Annotated in this window: 26 protein-coding genes; 11 read left to right on the forward strand and 15 right to left on the reverse strand. The window is 66.2% G+C overall.

Features of this window, described 5'->3' with window-relative positions:
* Positions 1 to 3: 3 nt before the first annotated feature.
* Positions 4 to 2,445 carry a Tex family protein gene (locus AC5ZH6_RS13960; protein WP_288336624.1) on the reverse strand — a complete coding sequence of 814 codons (2,442 nt, stop codon included), beginning with the start codon at positions 2,443 to 2,445 and terminating at the stop codon, positions 4 to 6.
* A gap of 83 nt (positions 2,446 to 2,528) precedes the next feature.
* Entirely contained in the window at positions 2,529 to 3,524 is a 996-nt protein-coding gene (locus AC5ZH6_RS13965) for a hypothetical protein (RefSeq protein WP_006368093.1), read from the reverse strand.
* A 112-nt stretch (positions 3,525 to 3,636) separates the two neighbouring features.
* On the opposite strand from AC5ZH6_RS13965, the gene AC5ZH6_RS13970 reads away from it, so the two are divergent.
* Positions 3,637 to 5,508: an acyl-CoA thioester hydrolase/BAAT C-terminal domain-containing protein gene (locus tag AC5ZH6_RS13970; protein WP_288337778.1), complete on the forward strand. Its 1,872-nt coding sequence runs from the start codon at positions 3,637 to 3,639 to the stop codon at positions 5,506 to 5,508.
* Between the two features lie 20 nt (positions 5,509 to 5,528).
* Here AC5ZH6_RS13970 and AC5ZH6_RS13975 read toward each other — a convergent pair whose 3' ends face one another.
* Complete coding sequence (locus AC5ZH6_RS13975; RefSeq protein ID WP_288337779.1) at positions 5,529 to 6,548, reverse strand: LLM class flavin-dependent oxidoreductase; 1,020 nt, start codon at positions 6,546 to 6,548, stop codon at positions 5,529 to 5,531.
* Positions 6,549 to 6,622: 74 nt separating this feature from the next.
* Here AC5ZH6_RS13975 and AC5ZH6_RS13980 point away from each other — a divergent pair, with 74 nt between their 5' ends.
* On the forward strand, positions 6,623 to 7,723 hold the full coding sequence (locus AC5ZH6_RS13980; RefSeq protein ID WP_288337780.1) for a threonine aldolase family protein: 1,101 nt from the start codon (positions 6,623 to 6,625) through the stop codon (positions 7,721 to 7,723).
* Positions 7,724 to 7,773: 50 nt separating this feature from the next.
* Here AC5ZH6_RS13980 and AC5ZH6_RS13985 read toward each other — a convergent pair whose 3' ends face one another.
* Positions 7,774 to 8,649, reverse strand: a complete 876-nt coding sequence (locus AC5ZH6_RS13985) for a hypothetical protein (RefSeq protein WP_288337781.1) — start codon at positions 8,647 to 8,649, stop codon at positions 7,774 to 7,776.
* Positions 8,650 to 8,726: 77 nt separating this feature from the next.
* Between AC5ZH6_RS13985 and AC5ZH6_RS13990 the strand changes: the two genes are divergently transcribed.
* From AC5ZH6_RS13990 to AC5ZH6_RS14000, 3 genes are all read left to right on the forward strand, one after another.
* On the forward strand, positions 8,727 to 9,809 hold the full coding sequence (locus AC5ZH6_RS13990) for an alpha/beta hydrolase (protein WP_288337782.1): 1,083 nt from the start codon (positions 8,727 to 8,729) through the stop codon (positions 9,807 to 9,809).
* 139 nt (positions 9,810 to 9,948) lie between these two features.
* Positions 9,949 to 10,722: an acetoin reductase gene (locus tag AC5ZH6_RS13995; RefSeq protein ID WP_006368099.1), complete on the forward strand. Its 774-nt coding sequence runs from the start codon at positions 9,949 to 9,951 to the stop codon at positions 10,720 to 10,722.
* 153 nt (positions 10,723 to 10,875) lie between these two features.
* A complete protein-coding gene (locus AC5ZH6_RS14000; RefSeq protein ID WP_288337803.1) occupies positions 10,876 to 12,249 on the forward strand; it encodes an NADP-dependent succinic semialdehyde dehydrogenase in 1,374 nt (457 codons plus the stop codon).
* A gap of 43 nt (positions 12,250 to 12,292) precedes the next feature.
* Here AC5ZH6_RS14000 and AC5ZH6_RS14005 read toward each other — a convergent pair whose 3' ends face one another.
* The 3 genes from AC5ZH6_RS14005 to AC5ZH6_RS14015 all read right to left on the reverse strand — a co-directional run bounded on the left by AC5ZH6_RS14005 (position 12,293) and on the right by AC5ZH6_RS14015 (position 14,538).
* Positions 12,293 to 13,450, reverse strand: coding sequence for a GTP-binding protein (locus AC5ZH6_RS14005; RefSeq protein ID WP_288337783.1), 1,158 nt, complete (start codon positions 13,448 to 13,450; stop codon positions 12,293 to 12,295).
* Positions 13,451 to 13,494: 44 nt separating this feature from the next.
* On the reverse strand, positions 13,495 to 13,917 hold the full coding sequence (locus AC5ZH6_RS14010; protein WP_026920084.1) for a nitroreductase family deazaflavin-dependent oxidoreductase: 423 nt from the start codon (positions 13,915 to 13,917) through the stop codon (positions 13,495 to 13,497).
* Between the two features lie 144 nt (positions 13,918 to 14,061).
* On the reverse strand, positions 14,062 to 14,538 hold the full coding sequence (locus AC5ZH6_RS14015; RefSeq protein ID WP_079929876.1) for an OsmC family protein: 477 nt from the start codon (positions 14,536 to 14,538) through the stop codon (positions 14,062 to 14,064).
* Positions 14,539 to 14,745: 207 nt separating this feature from the next.
* Between AC5ZH6_RS14015 and AC5ZH6_RS14020 the strand changes: the two genes are divergently transcribed.
* Positions 14,746 to 15,621 (forward strand): SDR family oxidoreductase, encoded by an 876-nt coding sequence (locus AC5ZH6_RS14020; RefSeq protein ID WP_288337784.1) that lies wholly within the window; start codon positions 14,746 to 14,748, stop codon positions 15,619 to 15,621.
* Between the two features lie 9 nt (positions 15,622 to 15,630).
* Here the strand turns inward: AC5ZH6_RS14020 and AC5ZH6_RS14025 are convergent, their stop codons facing one another.
* The gene (locus AC5ZH6_RS14025) at positions 15,631 to 16,170 is read right to left on the reverse strand and encodes a hypothetical protein (protein ID WP_288337785.1); all 540 of its coding nucleotides are present in this window, start codon (positions 16,168 to 16,170) and stop codon (positions 15,631 to 15,633) included.
* Between the two features lie 84 nt (positions 16,171 to 16,254).
* Positions 16,255 to 17,169: an exodeoxyribonuclease III gene (locus AC5ZH6_RS14030; protein ID WP_288337786.1), complete on the reverse strand. Its 915-nt coding sequence runs from the start codon at positions 17,167 to 17,169 to the stop codon at positions 16,255 to 16,257.
* Positions 17,170 to 17,342: 173 nt separating this feature from the next.
* Between AC5ZH6_RS14030 and AC5ZH6_RS14035 the strand changes: the two genes are divergently transcribed.
* Positions 17,343 to 18,140: a DUF1684 domain-containing protein gene (locus AC5ZH6_RS14035; protein ID WP_288337788.1), complete on the forward strand. Its 798-nt coding sequence runs from the start codon at positions 17,343 to 17,345 to the stop codon at positions 18,138 to 18,140.
* Positions 18,141 to 18,172: 32 nt separating this feature from the next.
* On the opposite strand, the gene AC5ZH6_RS14040 is transcribed toward AC5ZH6_RS14035, so the two are convergent.
* Together AC5ZH6_RS14040 and AC5ZH6_RS14045 are read right to left on the reverse strand one after the other, a co-directional pair.
* Entirely contained in the window at positions 18,173 to 18,565 is a 393-nt protein-coding gene (locus AC5ZH6_RS14040) for a PPOX class F420-dependent oxidoreductase (RefSeq protein WP_271355492.1), read from the reverse strand.
* Positions 18,566 to 18,636: 71 nt separating this feature from the next.
* Positions 18,637 to 19,044, reverse strand: a complete 408-nt coding sequence (locus tag AC5ZH6_RS14045; RefSeq protein ID WP_271355491.1) for a VOC family protein — start codon at positions 19,042 to 19,044, stop codon at positions 18,637 to 18,639.
* 75 nt (positions 19,045 to 19,119) lie between these two features.
* Here AC5ZH6_RS14045 and AC5ZH6_RS14050 point away from each other — a divergent pair, with 75 nt between their 5' ends.
* From AC5ZH6_RS14050 to AC5ZH6_RS14065, 4 genes are all read left to right on the forward strand, one after another.
* Complete coding sequence (locus AC5ZH6_RS14050; RefSeq protein WP_288337789.1) at positions 19,120 to 19,698, forward strand: TetR family transcriptional regulator; 579 nt, start codon at positions 19,120 to 19,122, stop codon at positions 19,696 to 19,698.
* Between the two features lie 193 nt (positions 19,699 to 19,891).
* Entirely contained in the window at positions 19,892 to 20,326 is a 435-nt protein-coding gene (locus tag AC5ZH6_RS14055) for a MarR family winged helix-turn-helix transcriptional regulator (protein WP_006368113.1), read from the forward strand.
* Between the two features lie 65 nt (positions 20,327 to 20,391).
* Positions 20,392 to 21,888 carry a DHA2 family efflux MFS transporter permease subunit gene (locus tag AC5ZH6_RS14060; protein ID WP_288337790.1) on the forward strand — a complete coding sequence of 499 codons (1,497 nt, stop codon included), beginning with the start codon at positions 20,392 to 20,394 and terminating at the stop codon, positions 21,886 to 21,888.
* Positions 21,889 to 21,906: 18 nt separating this feature from the next.
* Positions 21,907 to 22,122, forward strand: coding sequence for a MerR family DNA-binding transcriptional regulator (locus AC5ZH6_RS14065; RefSeq protein WP_288337791.1), 216 nt, complete (start codon positions 21,907 to 21,909; stop codon positions 22,120 to 22,122).
* A gap of 574 nt (positions 22,123 to 22,696) precedes the next feature.
* On the opposite strand, the gene AC5ZH6_RS14070 is transcribed toward AC5ZH6_RS14065, so the two are convergent.
* The 4 genes from AC5ZH6_RS14070 to AC5ZH6_RS14085 form a co-directional block, all read right to left on the reverse strand.
* Entirely contained in the window at positions 22,697 to 23,599 is a 903-nt protein-coding gene (locus tag AC5ZH6_RS14070) for an SDH family Clp fold serine proteinase (protein WP_288337792.1), read from the reverse strand.
* Positions 23,600 to 23,772: 173 nt separating this feature from the next.
* Entirely contained in the window at positions 23,773 to 23,937 is a 165-nt protein-coding gene (locus tag AC5ZH6_RS14075; protein WP_288337793.1) for a hypothetical protein, read from the reverse strand.
* Between the two features lie 109 nt (positions 23,938 to 24,046).
* Entirely contained in the window at positions 24,047 to 24,550 is a 504-nt protein-coding gene (locus tag AC5ZH6_RS14080) for a hypothetical protein (RefSeq protein WP_288337794.1), read from the reverse strand.
* Between the two features lie 98 nt (positions 24,551 to 24,648).
* Entirely contained in the window at positions 24,649 to 25,416 is a 768-nt protein-coding gene (locus AC5ZH6_RS14085) for a hypothetical protein (RefSeq protein ID WP_288337795.1), read from the reverse strand.
* Positions 25,417 to 25,505 lie beyond the last annotated feature (89 nt).

The raw sequence follows: 25,505 nt of genomic DNA on the forward strand, positions 1-25,505 counted from the left end.
TTCTCAACGCCCGAAGCCCGCGTCCCGCAGGGCCTGTGCCATCGAGCCATTGGGGGCCGCCTCGCGTCGGCGCGAGTTGCCACCCCGTCGGCCGTCGTCTTTCGGCTTGCCACCCCGACGGTCGTTCTTGGTGCCGGACTGAGCATTTCGAGGCTGCGATTTCGCACCCCCGTCCTTGGCTCCGTCCTTGGCCCCGCCACGTCGCGCACCACCGCCGGAGACCTCGTCCTGCAGGCGAAGAGTGAGGCCGATCCGCTGTCGTTCGACGTCGACCTCGAGGACCTTGACCCGGACGACCTGCCCCGAACGCACGACCTCATGGGGATCGGACACGAAGCGATCAGACATCGCCGAGACGTGCACGAGCCCGTCCTGATGGACGCCGACATCAACGAACGCGCCGAACGCGGCGACGTTGGTGACGACACCTTCGAGCACCATGCCGGGCGTGAGGTCGGCGACCTTCTCCACACCGTCGGCGAAGGTCGCGGTGGTGAAGGCCGGACGCGGGTCACGTCCGGGTTTCTCCAACTCGGCGAGGATGTCGGTCACCGTCGGCACACCGAAACGCTCGTCGGCGAAATCGGCCGGGCGCAGGGATCGCAGGGTGCGTTCGTTACCGATCAATTCGGCGAGGCCGATGCCCGAACGATCGAGAATTCGACGCACCACCGGATAGGACTCCGGGTGCACGCCCGAACCGTCGAGCGGGTCGTCGCCGTCGCGGATGCGCAGGAAGCCCGCGCACTGTTCGAATGCCTTGGGCCCGAGTCGCGGAACATCGAGCAGCGCCGTGCGATTGCGGAACGCACCGACCGAATCACGATGGGTGACGATCGCCTCGGCCAGCGTCGGCGTCACTCCGGACACCTTGGCGAGCAGCGGGACCGAGGCGGTGTTGAGGTCCACGCCGACCGCGTTGACGGCATCTTCGACCACCGCGTCCAGACTTCGCGCCAGCGTGCCCGGGGTGACGTCGTGCTGATACTGGCCGACACCGATCGATTTCGGTTCGATCTTGACCAGTTCGGCCAGCGGGTCCTGCAGGCGCCGCGCGATCGAGACCGCGCCGCGCAACGACACGTCGAGGGCCGGGAGTTCGCGCGAGGCGTACTCCGAGGCCGAGTACACCGACGCGCCGGCCTCGCTCACCATCGCCTTGGTCGGCACCGCAGCACCGGCCGATTTGATGTCGGCGATGAGTTCGGTTGCCAGTGCATCGGTTTCGCGGGACGCGGTGCCGTTGCCTATCGCGATCAACTCCACCTGATGACGTGCGATGAGCGCACCGAGCGTCGCCTTGGCCTGATCCCACTGCTTCTGCGGCTGATGCGGATAGATCGCGCACGTGTCGAGCACCTTGCCGGTGGCGTCGACCACCGCGACCTTCACCCCGGTCCGGAATCCCGGGTCGAGTCCGAGGGTGGTGCGCGCGCCGGCCGGTGCGGCCAGCAGCAGGTCCTTCAGGTTGGTCGCGAACACCGCGACGGCGTCCTGCTCGGCGCGCTGACGCAGACGGACGCGGGCGTCCACGGCCGCCGACACCATCAGTTTGGTCCGCCACGCCCAGCGCACGGTCTGCGACAACCACGGGGTTGCCGGGCCCGGATGCGACCGGTCGACACCGAGCGTGGCCGCGACCATCGCCTCGTACTCGTCGTCCTCGCCGGCATCGAAATCCAGCGAGAGCACGTCCTCCTTCTCACCCCGCAGCACGGCGAGCACCCGATGCGAGGGCATCTTCTCCAGCGGTTCGGAGAACTCGAAATAGTCGCGGAACTTCTGTCCGGCAGGCGTTTTCGCAACCACCTCGGAGCGCGGCGCGGTCCGCAGGGCGCCCTGCGACCACAGTTTCTCGCGGACGGCGCCCACGAGTTCGGCGTCCTCCGCGGCCCGTTCGATGAGAATGTGACGTGCGCCCTCGAGGGCTGCCGCGGCGTCGGCGACACCCGCGGAATCCCCGTCCGCCGGGGCGACGAATCCGGCCGCCACGTCCTCGGGGACGAGGGTGGGATCGTCGAGCAGTCGCTGCGCCAACGGCTCGAGACCGGCCTCTCGGGCGATCTGGGCCTTGGTGCGGCGTTTGGGCTTGTAGGGCAGGTAGATGTCCTCGACACGCGACTTGGTGTCGGCGGCGACGAGCGCGACCTTCAGTTCGTCGGTGAGTTTGCCCTGCTCGGAGATGGAGGCCAGCACGGCGGCCCGGCGCTCGTCGAGTTCCCGCAGGTACCGCAGTCGTTCGTCGAGTAGGCGCAGTTGCGCGTCGTCGAGGCTGCCGGTCACCTCCTTGCGGTACCGCGCGATGAACGGGACCGTCGAGCCCTCGTCGAGCAGCGCGACGGCTGCGGCGACCTGGTGCTCCCCGACGGCCAGTTCTTCGGCCAGACGTGCGTTGACGGACTTGACTCCGGGTATTGCCGGTGCGCTCGAACTCACCCGGTGCACCCTACCGAAGGGGTGCGACAGCCCGGCGGGTCAGGCACATGCGTGTCGGTTCACCGGGTCATGGGTCGGTCGTCACCGACCGCTCAGGTCGCCTCGATCGCCGCGCGGAACTCCTCGGAGCGGTAGAACGGTTCGAATTGTCGGCGGACCACCGGCTCGAGCATGTCCCGCTCGTCGAGCCGCGACATCACCGCCGGACCGAAGCGCAGCCCCTCCTCGATCAGATCCGCTCGACCGATACCGAGGTCGGCGAGGAGGTCGACCAGCGTCACCGCACCGTACTTGTCGAAGACGTGGTCGATGCCCTCGTCGAGGAGTGCGCGAAAATAGTCGGTGTCGCGGAAGGACTTCCAGAACTCGAACAGTACGACGACGAGGTCGTCGATGTCGTCGTCGGTCACCAGTTCGCGCCACCAGCCGACCGAGTCGTCCGAGCGCAACCGCCACAGATCGCGCGCCGCGTCGAGCAGGACGGCGTCGCCGTCCTCCTTGGCCGCGGCCAGCACGTAGCTCGCGCCCCGACGGGTGAGGATCGTCAGCGCCGAGGACACCACCGGCACGAGCGGACTTGCGAGCCGGGTGACCCCGCGGACCACCGAGGCGGCCACGCCAGGGCCGCCGGCCATCGCGCGCCCGTCGGCGACTGCGGCGTCGAAGGCGTGCGCCACCACATCCACGCAGGCATCGACCGCGGCCGGGCTGGTCGCGATCTCCGCAGCGATCCGACGGGCGATCCCGGTCTCGGCGATCGCCGTGAACAATTCGTCGGCGTGCCGCGCGTCGAGTACCTCCGTCATCGCGATCTCGTCGTTGACGCGATGGCGGTACAGGCGAGCAGCGATCTCACCGACCAACTCCGGGATCGAGCCCTCCACCGGCAACTGCACGGTGTACTTGTGGGCGGTCAGCTTGATCAGGTCACGGGTGATGACGTCGTCGAGGGTCAACCGGGACACGTCGCCGAGGAAGGCATCGACCTGCTCGACCACGAGTTGGCCGTAAGAGTGGGGGTCGCGCAGTTCGCGCAAGGTGAAAGAGATCTGGGCCTCGAGCAGGCGCGCGGCGAGATCGTCGGTCATCTCACCAGGGTGTCACACCCGGTGGAGGAGTTCGTCGCATTCTCGTGGTCGGGGACGGGTCGGACTCGTAAACTCCCACCGTGCGGGTTTCTTCGGAAGAATGTGGGCTTTCATGGGCTTCCTGATCGGATTCTCCCCCTGGATCGTGTACTGGATTCTGGTGGGCAACATGCCGTTTCGCGGTGCCGTGCTCATCGCGCTGGGATTGTCGGTGATCGCGGTGGCCGTGCAGCGCATCCGCAAACAGCCCTGGCATTCCCTCGAGGTCGGCGCGGTCGTGGTGTTCGTGATCCTGTCGGTGTTGTCGTTCACCGTCAGCGACAGATTCCTCGAGCAATGGCTGCAGCCGCTGGGTAATGCCGGCATCTTCCTCGTCGCGTTGACGGGCCTGCTGATCGGTCGCCCGTTCGTCCGCGAATACGCTGCCGCCTCGGTCGACGCCGCGACGGCCCGCAGCGACGGTTTCCGGGTGATCACCACCGCGATGACGTGGATGTGGACCACGGTCTTCGCATTGATGACGCTCATCTCGTGCATTCCCCCGATCATCCAGGGACAGGCCACGATTCGGGATGGCGGCTCGGTGGCCTCGGTGCTCTGCTATTGGGTCATACCGTTCACGATGATGGGGTTGGCCGGCACCGCGTCGGGAGTGTTCCCATCCTGGTTCGACAAGAAGACCGCGGCGATGTCCGAGCGCGAAGGCGCCGCCGATCCCGGCGCTCCGGTACCCCAGCCGCCGGCTGCCCCGCCGGTCACCGATCCCCATCTACAGCTGCAAGTGCCGCACACCTCCCGCCACGACGAGCCGTTCGCGATCACCGTCTCCACCCGCGCGACCTCGCCGGTGGCGCTGAGCGTTTCCGGGGCAGATCTGTACGGCCGCATGTGGACCTGGCGCGGGTCGGTCGAGAATGGCCAGACGATCGCCGACGAACCTATCTGGGCGATGCAATTCGAGGGCCCGGCCGACCGCGCCGACCTGTTCATCCCGCCGGAGCAACCATGGCAGGTCCGGGTCGAGGCCTCCGTGGACGGTCGGAGCGCGGCACTGACCTGCCTGCGTCGGGCCACCGACCCGGCAGTGGAGGTGATCGAGATCGACGTCGACGGGCGACGGGCACTGCTGGCCGTACCGGCGTCGGCGACCGGCCCCGCCGTCGTCTGTTTCGGCGGATCGGAAGGCGGGGTGGATTCGCAGCGGGCGGCCGTCTGCGCTCTCGCGTCCCGCGGGGTCACGGCACTGGCCTATGCGTGGCTCGACGACGGTCCCGACGCCGCTCCGATCGCCGACATCCCACTCGAACGATTCGCCGCAGCCGTGCACTGGCTGTCGGAGCACGTCGGCGGCCCGGTCGCCGCAATGGGCATCTCGCGCGGCGCCGAGGGTCTCGCGGCCACACTGGCCCGCGAGGCCGATCTCGCCGTGTCTGCGGTGATCCTGCTCAGCCCGAGCAGCGTCACCTGGCAGGCGATCGGGCCCGACGGGGAGATCCCGGGAACATCGTCGTGGACTCATCGCGGACAACCGTGCGCCTACGCCCCACTGCCGAGCGGGGCGTTGATGCCACAACTCGTCGGCAACGCCTGGCGGTTGTCGCGCGACGTCGCGGCGCACCGTCCGACCGTGCTCCGACTGCATCCCGCCTACGAGGAAGGCCTCGCTCGTGACGTCCCACCCGACGCGGTGATCGCCGCGGAGGCCATCGGGTGCCCCGTCCTCACGGTCAGCGGCTCCGACGACGAGCTCTGGCCTTCGGAGTCGATGGCCGATGCCCTGCTCGGGCGCCGGAACAACCCGGCGGACAGACACATTCGGTACGAGGGAGCCGGGCATTTCCTGCGGCCCGGGCTCTATCCGTCGACCGTGTCGAGGACCGGCGGAATCGCCCTCGGCGGCCGCCCTGCCGACCAGGCGGCGGCGTGCCTGTCGTTGACCGAGGAACTGGTCGGCTTCCTCGTCGGCGCACGGCACACGGTGTGAGTCGCACAGCGTGAGTCACCTCACGCCGGTGTCCACCCCAGCGCCGGCCCGAGGCGCTGTGCCATGTCGGTGATGATCTGCCGGTAGTCTTCGTCGTCGAAGCTGAACGGCAGAGCGAACGCCACCTCGTCAGCACGCTGGAACCCCTTGTGCTGGTACAGAATCTCCGCGAGTACTTCCGACGGGCCGACGAGGTCCGGGGAGAAGAGCATGCCGCGCGGGCCCTGCGGGGTGAGGGTGCGCGGCAGACGTGCCTCGGCGTAGGCCCGGTACCGGGCGATCTGCTCGGAGCTCGCCGTGTCGGTGGGAATGACCACGAGCCCCTGTGACACGCGCGCCGACGCCGGGTCACGATGGTGGGCCAGGTAGGCATCGATGTGTTCGGCCTGAATGGTCGCGAAGTCGCGCGCGGTGGTGCCCTCGGTGGTGACCACCGACGAGGTCAGAAAGTTCAGTCCCTGCTCCCCCGCCCAGATCGCCGACTCGCGCCCGCCGCCGTACCACACCCGGTCGGCCAGCCCCGGTGAGTGTGGTTGCACACGCCGCGAGAACGATTCGATGCCGACGACGCCCTCGAAGTCACTGACGGGGTCGCCACGCAGACAGGACAGCAGGCGGACGACCCGATCCTTGGAGAAGTTCTCGATGTCGTGGGTCTCCGGGTACAGGGCGGCCTTGACGTCGTCGTAACGCATCGGGGTACCCACGGAGACACCGGGATTGACCCGACCACCGGACAACACATCGACGGTCGCGAGGTCTTCGGCCAGTCGTAGCGGATTCTCCCAGCCGAGCGGGATCACCGCGGTGCCGAGCTGGATTCGACTGGTACGCATGGCGGCCGCGGCCATCACCGCGACCGGCGAGGAGATCCCGAACTGCAGATGCCGGTTGCGCAACCACACACTGTCGAAGCCGAGGTCCTCGGCTCGCTCGATGACGTCGAGGGTCGTGCGGTGCCCGGCCGCCGGATCGGCCTCATCGAACGACCCGATCGTGAGAAAACCCAGCGACCGCAGGGGTCGATCAGTCGTCGGCATGGCTCTCAGTGTGCCGCACCCCGGCGCGGTGAGCACGGCCCCGAGCGCCTTCGACCCTGTGAGAGCCTGAACTCGTGACGCTTCCCTCGATACACGACTCCTCGTGGCACGCCTTCGCCAGCGACAACTACGCCGGTGCCCACCCGGACGTGATGGCTGCGGTCGTCGCCGCCAACGGCGGACACCAGCGGTCCTACGGGACCGATGTCTACACCGAACGACTTCGAGACGTGGTCGCCGCGCAGTTCGGTGAGCAAGCCGAGGTCTTCCCGGTCTTCAACGGAACCGGGGCCAACATCGTCGCCCTGACCGCGGTGACCCCGCGCTGGGGTGCCGTCGTGACCACCTCCGAGGCACATATCAATGGTTCCGAAGGCACTGCACCCGAGCAGGTTTCGGGACTCAAGATCCTCCATGTGCCCACCCCGGACGGCAAGCTGCGGCCGGCACAGATCACCGCCGCTGCCCGCGCACTCGGCGACGCACAGCGAGCACAGCCGTCGGCGGTGAGTTTGACGCAGTGCACCGAGGTCGGCACCGTGTACACCGCGGAGGAGATCACCGAGATCTGCGCGGTGGCGCACGAGCACGGGATGGCGGTGCACATCGACGGAGCCCGCCTGTGGAATGCCGCGGCGGCACTCGACCTCCCGCTACGAGACTTCACCACCGGCGCCGGCGTCGACGTGGTCAGCCTGGGCGGCACCAAGAACGGCGCGCTCGGCGCCGAGGCGGTCATCGTCATCGACCCGGACCGGACCGCGGGCACCGCCTACGTGCGAAAGATGACGACCCAACTGCCGAGCAAGGTGCGGTTCATCTCGGCGCAACTCCTGGCTTTGTTCGACGGCGATCTCGGCCTCCGCAATGCCACGCACGCCAATGCGATGGCCGCGCGACTGCGGTCAGCACTGGAACACCTCGTCGCGAATGGCTCGCTCCCCGGTCTCGGATTCGCCCAGGACAGTCCCACCAATGCGGTGTTCGCGCGACTCCCGGTCCACATCGCCGACCGGATTCGCGAACAGGTGCACTTCTACGACTGGGACCGCCCCTCCGCAGTGGTCCGCTGGATGACGTCGTGGGACACGACCACCACCGACGTCGACCGATTCGTCACCGCCATCACCGACGCCTTCGCGAGCAGCGCCGGCACCGAAGCGGATCAGTCCTGACGATCGGGCGGTCTGGGTTCACTGCTGTCGGGGTTCACGGGCGGTCCGATTCACGATGGTCGCTGCTCGAGACGGTAATGCAGACGCAACGCCCGCATCGGTCCGAGATCCAATGCGTGGTCGGTGCGCAGTTCTCCCTCGTCGTCGACGAACACATGGATTCGCTCACGCAACGGGGCGCGGGCGGCGTAGGTCCGTCGGCCGAGGACGACGGTGACACACGCCCCGTCCTCGCCGAAGGTCCGCGATCGCGAGGTCAACACCAGTGAGCCATCCGGCTCGGCGCGCGGCCGCAGATATACGCCGACGTTGCCCGCCTCCAGCGGAAAGACCACCGCCACATGGGGTTGTGCCGATCCGGGCAGCATCGCGCTGCGATAGAAGCCGCTGTAGACGGCCGAGCCGTCCAGACGCAGCGTCCGTAGCCAGGCCGCTCCGGCACGATGTCCGTCGACGTCATCGATCACCCGCACACGACTGGTCATGCCGCGGCTCACCGACAATGGTGCGGTCGGTAGCGCCAGCTGCCGAACGCGGCGACCGAAGAGACCGGCGATCGCTGCCGCACCGGGCGCAAGCAGTGGATTCCATTGCGCCCAGACCTCCATGCGCCAGCGCGCGGTGTGTTCATAGAAGTCCCGGACCAGCGGATGCAGTTGTGTCGCAGTGAAGTCGGGCCCGTCGAGCACACTCATGTCGTCGAAGAGTCCGTCGTCGGCGGAGATCGGGCGGACCCGCCCCGAGCGGTCGAGGTCGTCGAACCATGCGTCGCCGACGGTGTGCCGACGATTCATCGGGCCGCGCAGGAAGGCGTGCTCGGACGAGTCGAGGTCGACTGTTCGTCCGACGAGTCGCCACCATGTCCGTGAGGGCAGGTCCAATGCGTGCAGCAACCGGTCCGCCGTCGGCGTCGTGCGCGTGGTCATGGACGCAGATCGTAGGTGACGGTGCTCGATCGCGACGAAGCGACACACACGCCCACCGCGCCGGCGATAATCGGCGCATGGTCGATCCCGAATTGCGCACCATTCCCGCTGGACTCGTCGATGTCACCGTCGGGGTGAGCGATCCCGAGGTGACGAGTGCCGACGCCCTGAGCCACTTCGCCCCGGACGATCCGGCGATGCCGATGTATCAGGTGATCGCCAACAACCGGGCGCCGGTTGCCCTGCGCGACTTGATGATCGCGCCGGTGCGCAGCGGCTACGTCGGCGACGGTCACCAACCCGATCCGACACTCGTCCCGCCGTCGGGCGCACAGGCCGTACCGGATGTCGATGTGAGCGAGATCTATGTGCCGGTCGACGGCGGGGTCGCCCGCTGCCAGCTGTATCGACCGACGGGCACCGATCCCGAGGAACTGCTGCCGGTACTCGTGTACTTCCACGGCGGAGGCTTCACCGTCGGCAGCTCCGACGACTGCGATTTCCTCACCCGCAAACTCGCCGCCACCAACCGTGCGTTGGTGGTGTCGGCCAATTACCGTCTCGCGCCGGAGTTTCCGTTTCCGGTACCGCTCGACGACGCCTACGGCGTGTATCGCTGGGTGACGGGCAATGCTTCACGTATCGGTGGCGACACTCGTTTCCTCGGAGTCGCCGGTGACTCGTCGGGCTCGAACTTTGCCGCCGCGATACCGCTGCGGTGTGCCGACGACGGGGTTCGCACCCCCGACGCCGTGGTGCTGTTGGGCGCGATGGTGGACTTCCGGTACGAGCGCTGGTCGTCGTTTCGTGAGCAGGCTCCGCGCGGCATCGTCTACGACACCGCGTTCACCGGATTCATCCGCGGCGCCTATCTGCCGACCACCCCGTGGGATCACCCGTATGCCAGTCCGATCGAGGGCGATCTGCATGCGTTTCCACCGACGGTGATCGCGACCGGCACCCACGACCCGATCATCGATTCGGCGCGTGCCTTCGCCGATCGCCTCGGCGAAGCGGGCACCTCGGTGACCACGTACTTCCCCGCCGGGATGCCGCACGGGTTCTATTTCTTTCCCGGCGTGCACCCCGAGGAGGACGTCGCGTATCGCATCGTGGCCGATGCGTTGGCACCGCTGATCAGCATGGCCACCGCCGGCTGATCGGCGGTTGGGCGGGCGCGGCGACCCGATGCGGGGGTTGCATCGCCATGCAACCCTATGACCCACGTCACTCCTCGTCGTAGCGTCATGCGCGCACCGGACCGATCAGCGCCCGGGAAGTCGAGAACGAGGAGAAGCAATGAGCGTCGCGCATGTCACCGGGGCCGCACGGGGAATCGGCAAAGCGATAGCGTTGCGGCTGGCCCGCGACGGGCACGACGTGGCCGTCTCGGATCTACCGTCCATGGCCGGTGAGCTGAAGGACACCCGCGCCGAGATCGAGGCGACCGGAGTCGCCTCGGTCGACCTCACCGGTGACGTGTCGGTGCGCCACGACGTCCGGTCGTTGATCAGTGGGACCGCCGAGGCGTTGGGTTCACTCGATGTGATGGTCGCCAATGCCGGTGTCGCACAGACGAAGGCGCTGCTCGATGTCACCCCGGAGGAGTTCGACGCAATCCACGCCGTGAACTCACGTGGGGCGTTCCTGTGCTACACCGAGGCCGCTCGCCAGATGATCGCGCAGGGGTCCGGCGGCAAGATCATCGGGGCCGCATCCATCGCCGCGCACAAGGGCTTTGCCTTGTTGGGTGTCTACTGCTCGACCAAGTTCGCACTGCGTGCCCTGACCCAGTCCGCGGCGCAGGAATGGGCGCCGCACGGTATCACGGTCAACGCCTATTGTCCGGGCATCGTCGACACCGCGATGTGGGAGGAGATCGACCACGACCTCGGCGAGATCAATCACGTCGGCAAGGGCGAGTCGATGAAGGCCATGGCCGCCGGGATCACGCTCGGACGCGTGTCGACCGGAGATGACGTCGCCAAACTCGTGTCCTTCCTGGCGGGTCCGGACTCCGACTACATGACCGGCCAGGCGGTGCTCGTCGACGGCGGGATGATCTTCGTCTGAGCGTGGTGGCCCTGCCGCGCGGCGCCGTGGCTGATCTCGACGGGGTTTGCGATCGGCTCGACGGTGGTAATCGTGGAGGGACAGTCATGGGAGGTGGATCTCCTCCACCTCCCATGATATCCACCGCCCTCGATGCAGAAGGGACTGACGATCATGGCCATCGCCACCGTCGACCCGACCACCGGCAGCACGATCCGCGAGTTCGAGCCCATGACCGACGATGAGGTCGACGCCGTGCTCGACCGCGCGGCGCAGGCATTCCCCGGTTACCGCAGAACGACTTTCGAGCAGCGCGCAGGGTGGCTACATGCGACGGCCGATCTGCTCGAGGCCGAGGCGGACGAGACCGCGGCGATGATGACCCAGGAGATGGGCAAGACCCTCTCGGCCGCGAAGGCCGAGGTCCTCAAGTGCGCGAAAGCCTTTCGCCACTATGCCGACCACGGCGCCGCCATGTTGGCCGACGAGATCGCCGACGCCGATGCCGTCGGGGCGAGCCGCGCGTACATGCGTTACCAGCCGCTCGGTGTGATTCTCGCGGTCATGCCGTGGAACTTCCCATTGTGGCAGGCGGTCCGCTTCATCGCCCCCGCCCTGATGGCCGGCAACGTCGGTGTCCTCAAACACGCGTCGAACGTCCCGCAGTCGGCGCTCTACATCTCCGACGTGCTGCGGCGTGCCGGTCTACCCGAGGGCTGCTTCCAGACCCTGCTGATCCCCTCGTCGATGGTCGAACCGATCCTGCGCGACCCGCGTGTGGCAGCGGCCACGCTCACCGGCAGTGAGCCGGCGGGACGCGCGGTGGCCGCTGTGGCCGGCGACGAGGTCAAACACACGGTGCTCGAACTCGGCGGCAGCGACCCCTACATCGTCATGCCGAGCGCCGACATCTCCGCGGCCGCCGCGACCGCGGTCACCGCACGGGTGCAGAACAACGGCCAGTCCTGCATCGCCGCAAAGCGTTTCATCGTCCACACCGATGTCTACGACGAGTTCACCGAGGCCTTCGTCGCCGGCTTCGCCGAACTCGTCGTCGGCGATCCCACCGACGAGGCCACCGATGTCGGACCGCTCGCCACCGAGCAGGGACGCGAGGATCTCGAGAAGCTCGTCGACGACGCCGTGGCGGCCGGTGCCACCGTGCTGATCGGCGGGCACCGTCTGGACCGCTCGGGCTGGTTCTACGAGCCGACCGTCATCACCGATGTCACCGACACAATGGATCTCTATGCCGCCGAAGCGTTCGGGCCCGTCGCCGCACTCTATCGGGTCGCCGACATCGAGGAGGCGATCGCGATCGCCAACGACACGACCTTCGGCCTCGGCGGCAATGCCTGGACCACCGATCCTGCCGAGCAGCAACGCTTCATCGACGAGATCGACTCCGGTCAGGTGTTCATCAACGGGATGACCACCTCGTATCCCGAGCTCGGTTTCGGTGGCATCAAGCGTTCCGGGTACGGGCGCGAGCTCACCGCCCACGGCATTCGCGAGTTCTGCAACATCAAGACGGTGTGGATCGGCTGACGCTTGCGTCCATGGCACATTGCGCACCATGACCCGTCGGCCGTCAGTGGTGGTGTTGCGCGGGAATGTTCCAGCGTGGCAGCGGATCCGGGTAACCGACCCACGCCTCGGGTCCGGCGAGCATCTCGTCGTCGGTCAGTAGTGCCGATTCGAGGAGGCGCACGGGTTCGCGCTTGTCGAGATGAATCCCGATGAAGACCAGCTCCTGACCCGGCCCGGCGAGCGGGTCATGCTCGGGCGGCGTCCAGTACTGTGCGGGTTCGATCATGAGGTTCGGGCCCGCCTGCGACCAGACCGCAACGATGTCGGGTCGGCTCGCGATCCAGCAGAAACCCTTGCTGCGCAACACTCCTCGGAGTCCGTCGAGAGCGTCGGCGAGGCGTGCCGGATGAAACGGCCGCTCGGCGCGGAACGCCACCGACCCGATTCCGTACTCCTCGGTCTCGGGCACGTGGCCGCCGAGGAGTTCGTCGTCCCAACCGGCCACCGCCGCGGCGGCCTCGTGGTCGAACAGACCCGTGCCGATCACCCGGTCCAGTGGCACCTCGCCGTGGGTGGTGACGATGACCTGGGCGCGCGGATTGAGTCGGCGCACCGTCGCCTCGACGCGGCCGAGCTGATCCGCACCGACCAGGTCGGTCTTGTTGAGGATCACCACGTCGGCGAATTCGACCTGGTCGACGAGGAGGTCGGCGATGGTGCGTTCGTCCCCGTCGCCGGCTTGCAGGGCGCGGTCGTCGAGGCGTTCACCACGCGCCAGCTCGGTGAGAAAGGTCGAGCAGTCGACGACGGTCACCATCGTGTCGAGGACGGCCAGGTCGGCCAGCGAGGAGCCGTCCTCGAAGACCCAGTCGAAGGTTGCGGCAACGGGCATGGGCTCGGAGATGCCGGTCGATTCGATGACGAGATGGTCGAATCGACCCGCCCGGGCGAGATCACCGACCGCGTCGATGAGGTCTTCGCGCAGAGTGCAGCAGATACACCCGTTGGTGAGTTCGACCATGCGCTCCTCGGTGCGGTCGAAGCCACCGAGGTCGATGAGCGAGGCATCGATGTTGATCTCGCTCATGTCGTTGACGATGACGGCGATGCGCCTGCCCTCGCGGTTGGCGAGCAAGGTGTTGAGCAGGGTGGTCTTACCGGATCCGAGGAAACCGGAGAGGACCGTGACGGGAAGCTGGGTTGCAGCGGAGGAGGACACCCGCTAATGATAATTGTTTTCATTAGTGGGTGTCCACGCGGGTGTCACTCCAGAACGAACACCGGGATCAGCCGGTCGGTGTTGACCTGATATTCGGCGTACGGCGGATAGGCGGCCACGGCCAGATTCCACCAGTGCTCTCGCTCGTCTCCGCTGACCTCGCGGGCGGTGAGCTCGGCAACCTTCTGGCCGTCCTGCACGGTGACTTGCGGGTGGGCCTTGACGTTGTGGTACCAGGCCGGATGCTCGGGAGCCCCGCCCTTGGAGGCGACCATCGCGTATCGGCCGTTCTCCTCGACGCGCATCAGCGGAACATAGCGCTTCTTGCCGGATTTCGCCCCGGTCGTGGTGAACAGCACGACCGGCCGGTCGGCCACCTGGACCCCGTCGGTGGTCCCCTGCTCCAGGATCTTCGCGGTCTGCTCGCGCACCCAATCGGTCGGACTCAGTTCTGGTTCATCGCTCATGCCCGGGGCCAACGCACCCGGCCCGCCGGGTATTTCCACCCCCGCGGCACATCACCGACGATCGGTCGGTGACGGGCCGGTCATTGTCCATCGACAGTGTCACTCGGTCAGGGGTCACTCGGTCAGGGGCCACTCGGTCAGGGGTCACTCGGTCAGGGGAGCATTCGTCCACTCGTTGCGGAATTCGAGTCCGCTCCGGATGAACAGTTGGCTGACCGGGCAGCGTCGCTCCACCTCCGATACGAACTCGGCGAACGTGTCTGCGTCGGCGTCGGTCTGCACCGTTGCCTGCACGGTGACCGAGGTGAAGTTGGCGTTGCCGTCCGCCCCGGCGACCAGCACCGCGGTATCCAGGTCGCCTTGCACCCGAAAGTCGAACGCGCCGAGCGAGATTCCCAAGTCCTTGGCAACCAGGGATGCGGTCACCTGGTTGCACGAGGTCAGGGCGCCGAGTGCGTAGAACAGCGGGCTCGGCGCGGCATCACGCCCACCGAATGCGGGATAGGCGTCGGTGTCGAATTCGTGTGCCACCGGCCCTTCGCTGACGAGGTGCTGTGCCACACCGGTTCCCGCCGCGGTGAGGACGAACGGGACAACGGTGGTGCGGATGGTGGCGGTCATGGGTCCTCCCGGGTCGATGGCGATCACCACCCACCTTTGTTGCCGGGACGGCAGCCGACGAGCGTTGTGGCCGCGGTGATCGCAACCCCGGTCCACCCGAGGAATGCCTGCGTCGCGGTGTCGTTGATGTCAAGGGTGTGTGCACTCCCGACGCGGGAGCCAAGCCCATCCAACGCATTCCCATCCAACGATGTGAGGAGAATCCCGATGAGTCCTGTGGACAGCGGTGCCGAGACGAGCGACCAGGCCACGAACACCGATGGCGGCAAGGTCTGGTTCATCACCGGGACCTCACGCGGCTTCGGCCGAGAATGGGCGATCGCGGCACTCGATCGCGGCGATCGCGTTGCCGCCACCGCGCGCAACCTCGACAGTCTTGCCGACCTCGTCGACTCCTACGGGTCCGCGATCCTGCCGATCGAACTCGACGTCACCGATCGCACCGCGGATATCGCTGCCGTTGCTCGTGCTCACGAGCATTTCGGCCGCCTCGACGTGGTGGTCAACAACGCCGGCTACGGCCAGTTCGGCTTCATCGAGGAACTCTCCGAGTCGCAGGCGCGCGACCAGATCGAGACCAATGTGTTCGGCGCACTGTGGATCACGCAGGCGGCGCTGCCGTTCCTGCGTGCCCAGCGCTCCGGTCACATCATTCAGGTGTCCTCGATCGGCGGTATCAGCGCATTCGCCAACATCGGCATCTACAACGCGTCCAAGTGGGCACTCGAGGGCTTCTCCCAGGCGTTGGCCGCCGAGGTCGAGGCGTTCGGCATCCACGTGACGTTGGTCGAGCCGGGCGGATTCGACACCGATTGGGCCGGGGCGTCGGCCAAACACGCCACGGCGCTCCCCGCCTACGACGAGGTCCGCGAGACCGCGGCCCGGGCGCGCCGGTCACGCACCTCCGCACCCGGCGACCCACACGCCTCGGCCGCAGCGATCCTGCAGATCGTCGACGCCGACGAGCCGCCGCTGCGGGTGTTCTTCGGCACCGCCCCGCTCGACATCGCGAAGGCCGACTACGCGAGCCGGCTCACCGAGTGGGAGAAATGGCAGCACGTGGCCGAACTCGCCCAGGGCTGACCCGGCCGCCTACCTGATCGTGTAGACGACACCATCGCCCGCCGCGGCCCGCTCGGTCATGAACTGCACCGCGGTGCGCAGAAAGTTGTTGATGTCCTCAGCCTTCCAGGTGATTCCGCGGGCGAGGGCCGGGTGGTCGTCAGCCACGAGCGGCACCAGCGTGAGATCGCGCGCGATCGCCGCGGTGTCCGTTGTATCGAGGACCCGTACCCAGGGGGTGAACGAATAGTCCTGCCCATAGGACACACTGGGCGCCCCCTCGACCAACGCATACGACTCCCGCGGGCCGGAATCGTCGTCGCGGCCGAAGAAGATGTCCTGGAATACACGAAAAGCCTTGTCTAGGTACAACATCGTGGGGCGCGGCTTGGCGTCGAGCGCGAAGACGCAGTCACTGGCCACCGTCTCGCCGGTCTCGGTCTCAACCGAGACCGGCACCAGACCCCATGCGTCGCCGAGGGGATCGGTACCGAGGAACAGTCCTGGATCACGGTGTGCGTCGTCGATGCGGTCGCCGGGTACCGGATATGCGTAATAGCGAATTCCCATGTGCCACAGTGTTCATCGCCGGCGCAGAGGCGGGGCCGGACCATCCACAGGCATCCACACGCGGCGCAAGGCTGTGGACAAGACCTATGCGGGATCGTGGCAGGTGTGCATGCGATAGTTCACCACGAGTGCGGCGTGATCGGAGAGCCGTTGCGCGGCCGACGGTTCCTTGTCGACCGTCACCTCGGTTGCGCACGCGGCGAGTCGGGGTGTCGCGAGCTGGTGATCGACTCGCCAGCCCACATCCTTGGTGAACGACTCTCCCGCCCAACTCCACCAGGTCAGCGGGCCCGGCCGATCGCCGTGCACCCGCCGCACGACGTCGACGAGGCGACGGGTCCCGAGAATCGACTCGAACCATTCACGGTCCTCGGGAAGAAATCCGTCCATCGAGCGGGCAGCACGCCAGTTCGTCACGTCGTGCCGGGTGTGAGCGATGTTGAGATCCCCGACGAGCAGGAAGTCACGGCCCGCGCGTTGCGCAGCAAGACGATTGCGGTGCAACTCCCGGCCGAATGCCGCGAGAAATCGTTGTTTGCGTTCGTACTTCTGGCCGCCATCGGGTTTCTCGCGCATCGAGCCGGGCCGCTGCCGGTGTGCGGGAAGTCCACCTTTCGGGAGGTAGAGGCACGCCACGGTCACCGGCCGTTCGGCGAGGTCGACCTCGATGTACCGACCATGTGTGGCGAATTCACCGAGACCGCGCGCTTTCGGCGGGTGGGTCAGCCAGGTGCGCACCGCGGTGCCCGGACGCCTGGTCAGTACCGCCACCCCGTTACGGCCGGCGATCGATCCGACGTCGGCCGCGACCGCGTATCCGGGAAACTCGCCGATCTCCGATGCCGGACAACGCAACTCCTGAAGCGCCACGACGTCCGGTGACCGGGATGCAAGCCACTCGTCGAATCCACGGCGGCGCGCGGCGCGGATGCCGTTGACATTGACGGTGGCAACCGTGAACACGGAGTCGGCCCCGTGACCACCGGGTGGATCGGACACAGCAGGCAACACTACGCGGGCCGTATCCCGCGTCCGAGGCCAGGAGTTGCGCGCAGGATGAACGAAATGCCATCGAGCAGGCCACGACTGCGCGTTGCACCAGGTACGCGCAGCACCGCGTCGACCACCCCAGGTCCCCCCGAATCCCCCACCATCGTCAGGAGCCTTGTGCGATGACCGAAACCTTATCGACCGACGCCGATTTCGCCGAGCAGTGGCATGAGTGGCACACCGCTCGCGAACGCGATCTCGCGAACCCGCTCGGATGGTTGTCGATCAACCGACTCGAGTGGCTCGAGACCGAGCCGACCCGATTCGACGGGCTTCCCGGCACCTGGTGGTACGACGATGCGACCGGCCACCTTCGACCCGACGGCGGCGAGACATTCGCAGCCCGCGACTTCGACCTCGATGCGACAGGAGCCGGCGAGATCGTCGAACTCGACGGTGTGCACATCGAAGTCGCGCGCCGCGGCGACGGCTATCTGATCCGGGTGCATGACGAGAATGCGCCCACCGTCCGCGATTTCCGTGGGGTGCCCACCTATGAGCCCGACCCGTCCTGGGCGCTGTCGGCCACCTTCGAGCCCTACTCGACACCCCGCCCGGTGACCGTGGGTGCCGTGGCCGAGGGGCTTGCGCACGTCTACGTCTCGCCTGGCGAGCTCGTCCTGACCCGCGACGGCGCCGACCATCGCCTCATCGCATTCAACGGCAAGGCCGGTGGCCTGTCCGTGCTGTTCACCGACGGCACCTCCGGGGTGACCACGTACGCGGCCAACCGCAGCGTGGCCATCGAGGCCGACGACGAGGTGGTGCGAAGTGGAGGCGAGGTCATCATCGACTTCAACCGGGCGACGAACCTGCCGTGCGCGTTCATCGACTTCGCGACCTGCCCCCTACCGCCGGCCGGTAACACTCTGCCGTTCGACGTGACCGCCGGCGAGAAGATCCCCCACGAGCGAGCGTGACACCTGCGCAGACAGCTCTGCGACAAGCCTTCTCAGCCGACTCCGTGGATCTTGTCGGCGTCGATGGTGAGGATGATGCGGGTTTGGTCGCGTCCCCCGAACCAGGGATACGGCGCTCCGAGGTATTTCTGCGACAACGCCTCGATGTGCTCGGCTCCCCCGTCGGTGGTCGACCCGATCACGTGGCCCCGGATCTCGAAATACCGTGCGGGGTTGTCGGGATCGGAGACGTTGATCGAGACCCGCGGATCGCGCTGGATGTTCTTCTCCTTCTGGAACCCCTGCACCGTGTTGATGAGAACGTGCTCGCCGTCGGTGTCGACCCACGTCTGGGTGAGCTGCGGCGACCCGTCGGGCATGATCGTCGCGACATGGCACGGTGCGGGTCGGCGCAGCAGGGCAACAAGATCATCGGGCAGCGTCATCGAGTCCTCGATTCGTCGCGGGGGCTGTCGTGTCAGCCACCCTGTCGTCTCACCGATCCATCGTGTCACCGCTACGCCGACGCGTAGGCGTCGGCGTACTCGGCACTCGGCGGCAGCGGCTGGATGACGTCGAGAAGGACACCGTCGGGTGCGGCGAGAATGAAATGCCGTTGCCCGAAGTCCTCGTCCCTGAGGCCCATGACGATCTCGATGTCCGGATCAGCCGCCAGGCTGCGGTGGACCGCGTCGACATCGTCGACCTCGAGGTTCACGATCACCCCTCGCGGGAGCGCTCCGTACCCCTCGGGGATCGTGGCGTGATCATGAGCCAGGACGGCCACCTCGAAGGCCCCCAATCTCAGACTGACGTACCAGTCGGACTCGAACGTCGTCTCGAACCCGAGGAGTTCGCGATAAAAGGATGCCGCGGCGCCGACGTCGCGCGACATGAGGACGGGATAGAAACTGGTGGCTGACAAGAGAACTCCCCTTTACGTACAGTGAGTATGTAACGAGATCAGAATACATACGCACCGCACGTAAAGGAAGAGCCCATGCCCCGCGCCTCCGCCGCCGACGCCGCTCAGACCGCCCAGCGCGTTCTCGACTCGGCAACCGAACTGTTCTCGTCACGAGGTTTCGCCGACGTCTCACTTGACGATGTCGCCGGCGCCGCAGGCGTCACGCGCGGGGCGGTCTATCACCACTACCGGAACAAGGCCGAACTGTTCGGCGCTGTCGCCGCACGGCTGCAGGTGCGCGTCGCCGATGCGGTCGTACAAGCAGCACAGGCGGCCGGTGCAGACCCCGGCGACCAACTCCGCGTCGGATCACACGCATTCCTCGACGCGATCACGTCCGGCACCGCGGTACGAATCCTGCTCATCGACGCCCCGTCGGTGGTCGGCTGGCAGGAGTGGCGTCGGCTCGACGCCGAGAATTCCGCAGCACACCTGCGCGATGCCCTGCGTGCGGCCGGCGTCGACGAGGAGCTGCTCGACGCGACCACCGCACAACTGTCCGGCGCCATGAACGAAACCGCCCTCTGGATCGCCCAACACGCGAATACCGATGTGGCTCGCGCCCAAGCACATTCGGCTCTCAACCGGCTACTCGCCGCCTATCTCTCGTGACAGCGTCGCAGGTTCCCGACGGCTGGCGAGGCAGCACTCGGTGCGATCCCGTCGAGTTCGTACGCGCAGTCGAGTTCGTCCACGCAGTCGGCGGTATTGCCCTCGAGACGTGATCCGACGCCATCTCATAGTTGATGTATCAATTATCTAGGCGTACGATCATGCCTGTCGATCGAGTGAGGAGGTACGTCAGGTGTATCCAGATATCGACGATTCCCTCAATTCGTTGGTGTACAGGACGAACACGATACTCAGAGGACGGTGGCAGGCCTACCTGAAGGACTTCGACATCACCTCGGAGCAATGGGCAATACTCAATCGCTTGATCCGGAAAGACGGGTACAACCAGAAAGAACTTTCCGCCGACAGCTTCAAAGAACCGGCGGCAATCACCAGGACGCTCGATCTCCTGGCGAGAAAGGGGCTGGTCGAGCGACGGAGATCGGCGACCGACGGAAGAGAATACCTCGTCTTCATCACAGAGGACGGGAAGCAACTCCTGAGAGAGACGAGGCCGCGCGCGAAGCAGTACAACGATGTGCTCAAAGCGGCGCTGCGCGACGACGAGATGGCGACACTGAAGTCGCTGTTGCGCAAGCTCGGCAATGGGCTGCAATCCGGCCGATGAAGGGCGAGATATTTTTTTTGCCCAGATAATTGATATATCAATCATCTGGCGATTGGTTGACAGAGATGGGAAGCGCGACCGTGCAGACAACCAGAGAAATCAAGTTCTGGCCGATGATGATGACGATGTTCTTGGGCTCGTTCGTCGTCAGGCTCAGCAGCAGCACGATCAACATCGCATTGCCATATCTCATGACGAATCTGCACACCGATCTCGACACGGCGAAATGGTTGATCACCGGCTTCATGCTGACCATGGGCACGTCAGCGCCCCTGACGGCGTTCTTGGGCGAGAGGATCAGCTACAAGCGTCTCTACCTGATCGCCATAGCCGGTTTCTCTGCTGCATCAGCGTTGGTCTTCGTCTCGAACACCATCGACATGTTGATCGCGATCCGGTTCCTGCAAGGGTTCTTCGGCGGCGTCACGATTCCCGCCACCATGGCGATCGTCTATCAGGCCCTCCCGAAGAAAAGACTGATCACCGCAGTCAGCATCTGGAGCATCGCCCCCACGCTGGCACCAGCGGTCGGACCGACGGTCAGCGGCTTCCTTATTCAGTACTTCAACTGGAAGGCCATCTTCTTCATCAACATCCCCCTGGGCTTGATCGCCCTCATCCTGGGAGTCATCTTCTTGCCGGGCTACCGCCTCTCCGCGGACAGCGCCCTCGACATACCCGGCATCGTGTTGAGCGTGCTCTCGAGCACTGTTCTGCTCTTCGCATTCAGCGAGGGTTCGGCCCTGGGGTGGAGTTCTGCGATCATCGTCTGCACGCTGATCGCCGGTGCTGTGTTCCTGGCTCTGTTCATCTTCTGGGAACTGCGGGCGAAGAGCCCGGTTCTGAATCTACGGACATTCAGATATCCGACTTTCACTGCCGGCGTGGTCGTTGGCTGCATCATCAACATCGCCCTGTATTCCGGCATATTTCTCACGCCGATCTTCTTGCAGAACATCCAGGGACTGGCCCCACTGGATGCGGCGCTGGTCCTACTACCCGCCACGATCTGCATGGCTGTCCTGATGCCGATCGTCGGAAGGGTCTATGAACGCATCGGAGCTCTGCCGCTGCTGCTCGTCGGGGTCTTCCTGATCGCATTGGGAACCTGGCGCATGACCCAGCTTTCGGTGACCACATCGCATGATTACGTGAGAATCTGGATGGCACTGCGGTACATCGGACTGGCCCTCGCGACGATGCCCGCCTCCAACGCCGGAATGATCACTCTGCCAAAGGAATTGTCGGGCTACGGCTCGTCCATCCTGAACTGGACGAAGCAGATGTCCGCCTGTCTGTCCATCGGCGTGTTCTCCTCGCTGCTCACCTCCAGGGCGTCGAATCACATCTCCGCGCTCTCGCATTGGGCCACGTCGCCTGCCGGGCTCGCCGCAGCCCATGCGAACGGATACGTCATGGGGATCAACGATGTCTACCTGGTCTCATGCCTCGTCATCTTGATCGCGCTGCCCTTCAGCTTCCTCCTCAGAAGGAGAAGGAAGCTCCACGATTCGCCGGTACCCCCGCACGCCGCGGCCGAGGTTGCACCTGACCCAACGTGAGGTCTCAGGGTCGTGGCCATGAGCCGACGAACCGACGATGACGCGTTGATCGGCGTCGGTGAGCTCGCCCGGGAAAACGGCCTGACCGTGCGCACGCTGCACCACGACGAAGCCGTCGGGCTGTTGCAACCGTCGGCACGCACCGACTCGGGTCACCGTCTCCACGGCCCGACCGAGATCAAACAACTCCAACGGACCCGCGAGGCGGTCCGGTCCGCACTTGTCGGGCCTTGAAGCCGACGACGACCCCACCGCGGACCTGCTGGGCACAATCAACGCCCAGCACGCCGGGATCTCCATATCCGGGCCTACCGGGACCTACGAGCCGCCTACGACCAATTGGTGCAGGTCTTCGGCCTGATACCGGGCGAGGTCGCCACCGATGACGAGGGCCGCCCGGTGCACGCCGAGGTGTTCGCCGGCGACTTCCTGGTCTGGCTGCCCCCAGAGACAGCCGACCACCAGCTGGCATCCCCGGCCACGCTCGGCGCCGCGACCGCTCACTTGATCCCAACGACCGTCCGCGCGGGACCTGTCCTCTGTTCCGCGGTTATGGCGGCCTCGACCGTGCCTCCGACAATCGCCTCCTCGCCGGGGGCTTATACGTCGGGCCGACAGGGTTTGAACCTGCGACCACTTGACCCCCAGTAGCTCGGAGAACGTGCACCTATGTTCGATGGCGTCCGATACGTTCAGCTCAACGGCCTGCCTCCGTTCACCGCGTACAGCCGCGACCACTGCGTACGCGCGGGTCTTGGCCCACTGTTGGCCCCACGTCGAACGTGTGAGCAGCAGTCTAGAGTTCGCCTCAGTTCTTCTTCCGTGCTGCCTGCCGCCGAGCCGCGCGGTTGCCACCGGGTGCTGTCGCCGGTCCAGTGCCGTCAGGCGCGGGGGGTGCCGCGACGACGGGATGGGGGCCGTTGATCACCACCTGCTGACTCTGAATAGCCTCGATGTACGCAACACCGTCGTCGTTCTCGATGATCTTGACTGCGGGTGTCTGATTGAACGTGTGGCGAACCGCGTGGTGAACCGACAAGACGAGGTCTTGCAGTGTCGGGTCCGATTCGAGATCGGTCACAGTGAGGTCGAGCGTGCGCGCCTCGTCTCTGCTTACTCGGCGACCATGGGACTTGAAGTACGAGAAATCCGCAAACCATGCCGCCGCAATGTCCGCCTTGTCAGCTGCATCAGGCTGACCGGCGAACATATGGGCTTCGAGCGCCGTCCGTGCGAACTGCTCCGCGCGGTCCCGAGAGTGCTGACATTGCGCGAGCAGCCCCGGCAATAGAGCGCGCAGCATCGGGAGCCACGCGCCGATATTCGCCGGGTCCTGGCACTCCCGCTTGGCTTGCTCGAACTGGTCGAGGATTGCCTGCCCCGGAGCGGAACGCGGCCCCTCCGGCGTCATGACGGTGAGCTGAGGGTCGATGGGCCCGAGCTGTGAGTGGTTGCCCATGATGATTTCGTCGGCAGCCAGGCTCATCATCGTCGCCGCTGACATCGCGGCCACCGGGATAATGGCCCGAATGTGGTCGAACTGAGTGCGGAGGTAGTCCATGATCGACTCGGCGGCGTCGGGGCTACCACCGGGGCTGGTGATGATGAGGTCCAGGTCGCGAGATTTGACTCCGTAGCAGGCCTCCATGAAGCCCTGGACGTCACCGAGGTTGACGGAGACCGCCTGTCCCGGGACTTCCTTGTTCTCCATCCAGCACGTCGCATAAACAATCGACGTCCTGCCCGTGTGCGCACTCAGCTTCTCGAGATACTTTCGCCGAATCACGTCCTGCGGCGATGGGTGCGGTGGCCCGGTCTTACCTTGCACCGTAAGTAGTTGTTCGGTTTCACCTATCTCGCGAAGAATCCGCCCCCAAGTCGGCATCAGAACTGGGTCGAGTTGTAGCCAGCGACGATGGTGGATTGGGTCGTCTGCGCAGCCGCGAAATACGCGCCTTCGAACTGTTCGTACGCGGTCACGACCTCCTGGATTCCAGGGGCAGCTTGATCGATGATGCGCTGAACATCGGGGTCCACGTCTGTCTGCATGAGCGCTCTCTTTCCCGAGGATGTGGGGTGTCGGACAAGGTTACGTCACAATCCTGCCTGAGTCGGTAGCCTCGCTCGACGTGATCCGTTCAAACCAATGACCGAGCGATCACGACACTGCTCGGTAGCCGCTGCGCAGCTCAGTGAGATAGCGCGTCTCCGCATCACCGGGCGGGACACGCAGCGCGGCGAGTACGTCACCCTCGCCGATCTCGCCGCGCTCATCGAGCACGCGTGCCAGCTCGATGACGGCGGTCCAACACCTGTCGAGCAGCGGCGCGGCGTCCGTCGGCGACGGATTACCCGAGGCCCGCGGCGTCGCGTAGTCGTGAGAGTTCACGTCGAGCACCGCGAACACTTGTCGCTGCGTCGGGCGGGGTCCGAACCGATGACGTGCCTCGGCCATCGGACCGGCGGCGGTGATGAGCGGGTGCATCCCGACGGCATCGGGACGGTTGTTGTGCTCGGTGAACCCGGCGTGATGCCGGTTGTTCGGCGTCAGCACTGCACGTTCGATGCCCGGCCCGAAGATCACCGAGGCGACGCAGTGACCGGATTCGTGCATCGCGGCGGCCATCCGATCTGCACTACGTACGGTCTGTTCACTCGCCACCGGATACCTCCTGGCGATGAGACTCGATGAAGTACGACGACCGGCGCTGGTGGCGCGTCGGCCCACGGTCGAGGCCGATCCGCGAGGTCATGCAGGCATCACAGGTGAATCCGTGAACGCTCCCTCGAAACCGAACGGTGGGCTGCCCGCAGCCGGAGCACGCGTGCAGGTACTCCGCGGTCATGACGTGCTGCCCTTCGTGTCGGTCGCCTGATCGATTCCAAGCTCAGCCAGCACGTCGCGGGCCATCTGGGCGTCGTTGCGGAGGGCCGTGCCGGATGAGGTGGTCCGCTGGGCGCGCCAGTATTCGGCCTTGTCGATGCGGCGTTCGAGGTCGCGGGCGCTGCGATCCACGTCGCGCACACCACGAGGAGGGTGTCGGAGGCAGTCTCACCACCACGTCGGTCGGTGGCCTGATGGCCGAGGAGCCGCGCGAGGGCGTCGGTGTCGCGGCGGGCCAGCTCGATCAGAGGCGCGACCCACGAGCCGTCGGTGAGCATGTCGGCGGTGATCGTCGGGACCGACGTACGCGTGACTGTGCGAAGAGCCGCGCGAGCACGGGTCCGGTCGGCACCGTCGAGTCCCCGGAGCTTGGCGTCGGCGGTAAGTCCGGCGACGGTTCCACACAGCTCTCCCACAGCCCCGACGATGGCCTCGACGTAGCCGACGTACCCACGGGCATTCGGCTGCTCCCAGATCCGTCGGGCAAGCGGTTCACAGATCGCCTCGACCTCGGTGTCGAGACGGAAGTCGGCGTCGAGGGTGAGAGCCACCGGCGTCGGCTCACGTTTCGTGGCCTGGTCGTAGACCGGGGTCGGGGCGGTGGGCCGCTCCCGGCGAGGTGCGAGGTATCCGCTGATCGGCATGGTGGCGTGTCTGCACACCTGCCTCGCCGGGCTGGTCCGTTCGGGTCGTGTCGTGCGGCCCCGCAGGGCAGCCTACGCGCCCGTTGACC

Source organism: Gordonia sp. YC-XJ4, from assembly GCF_059511865.1.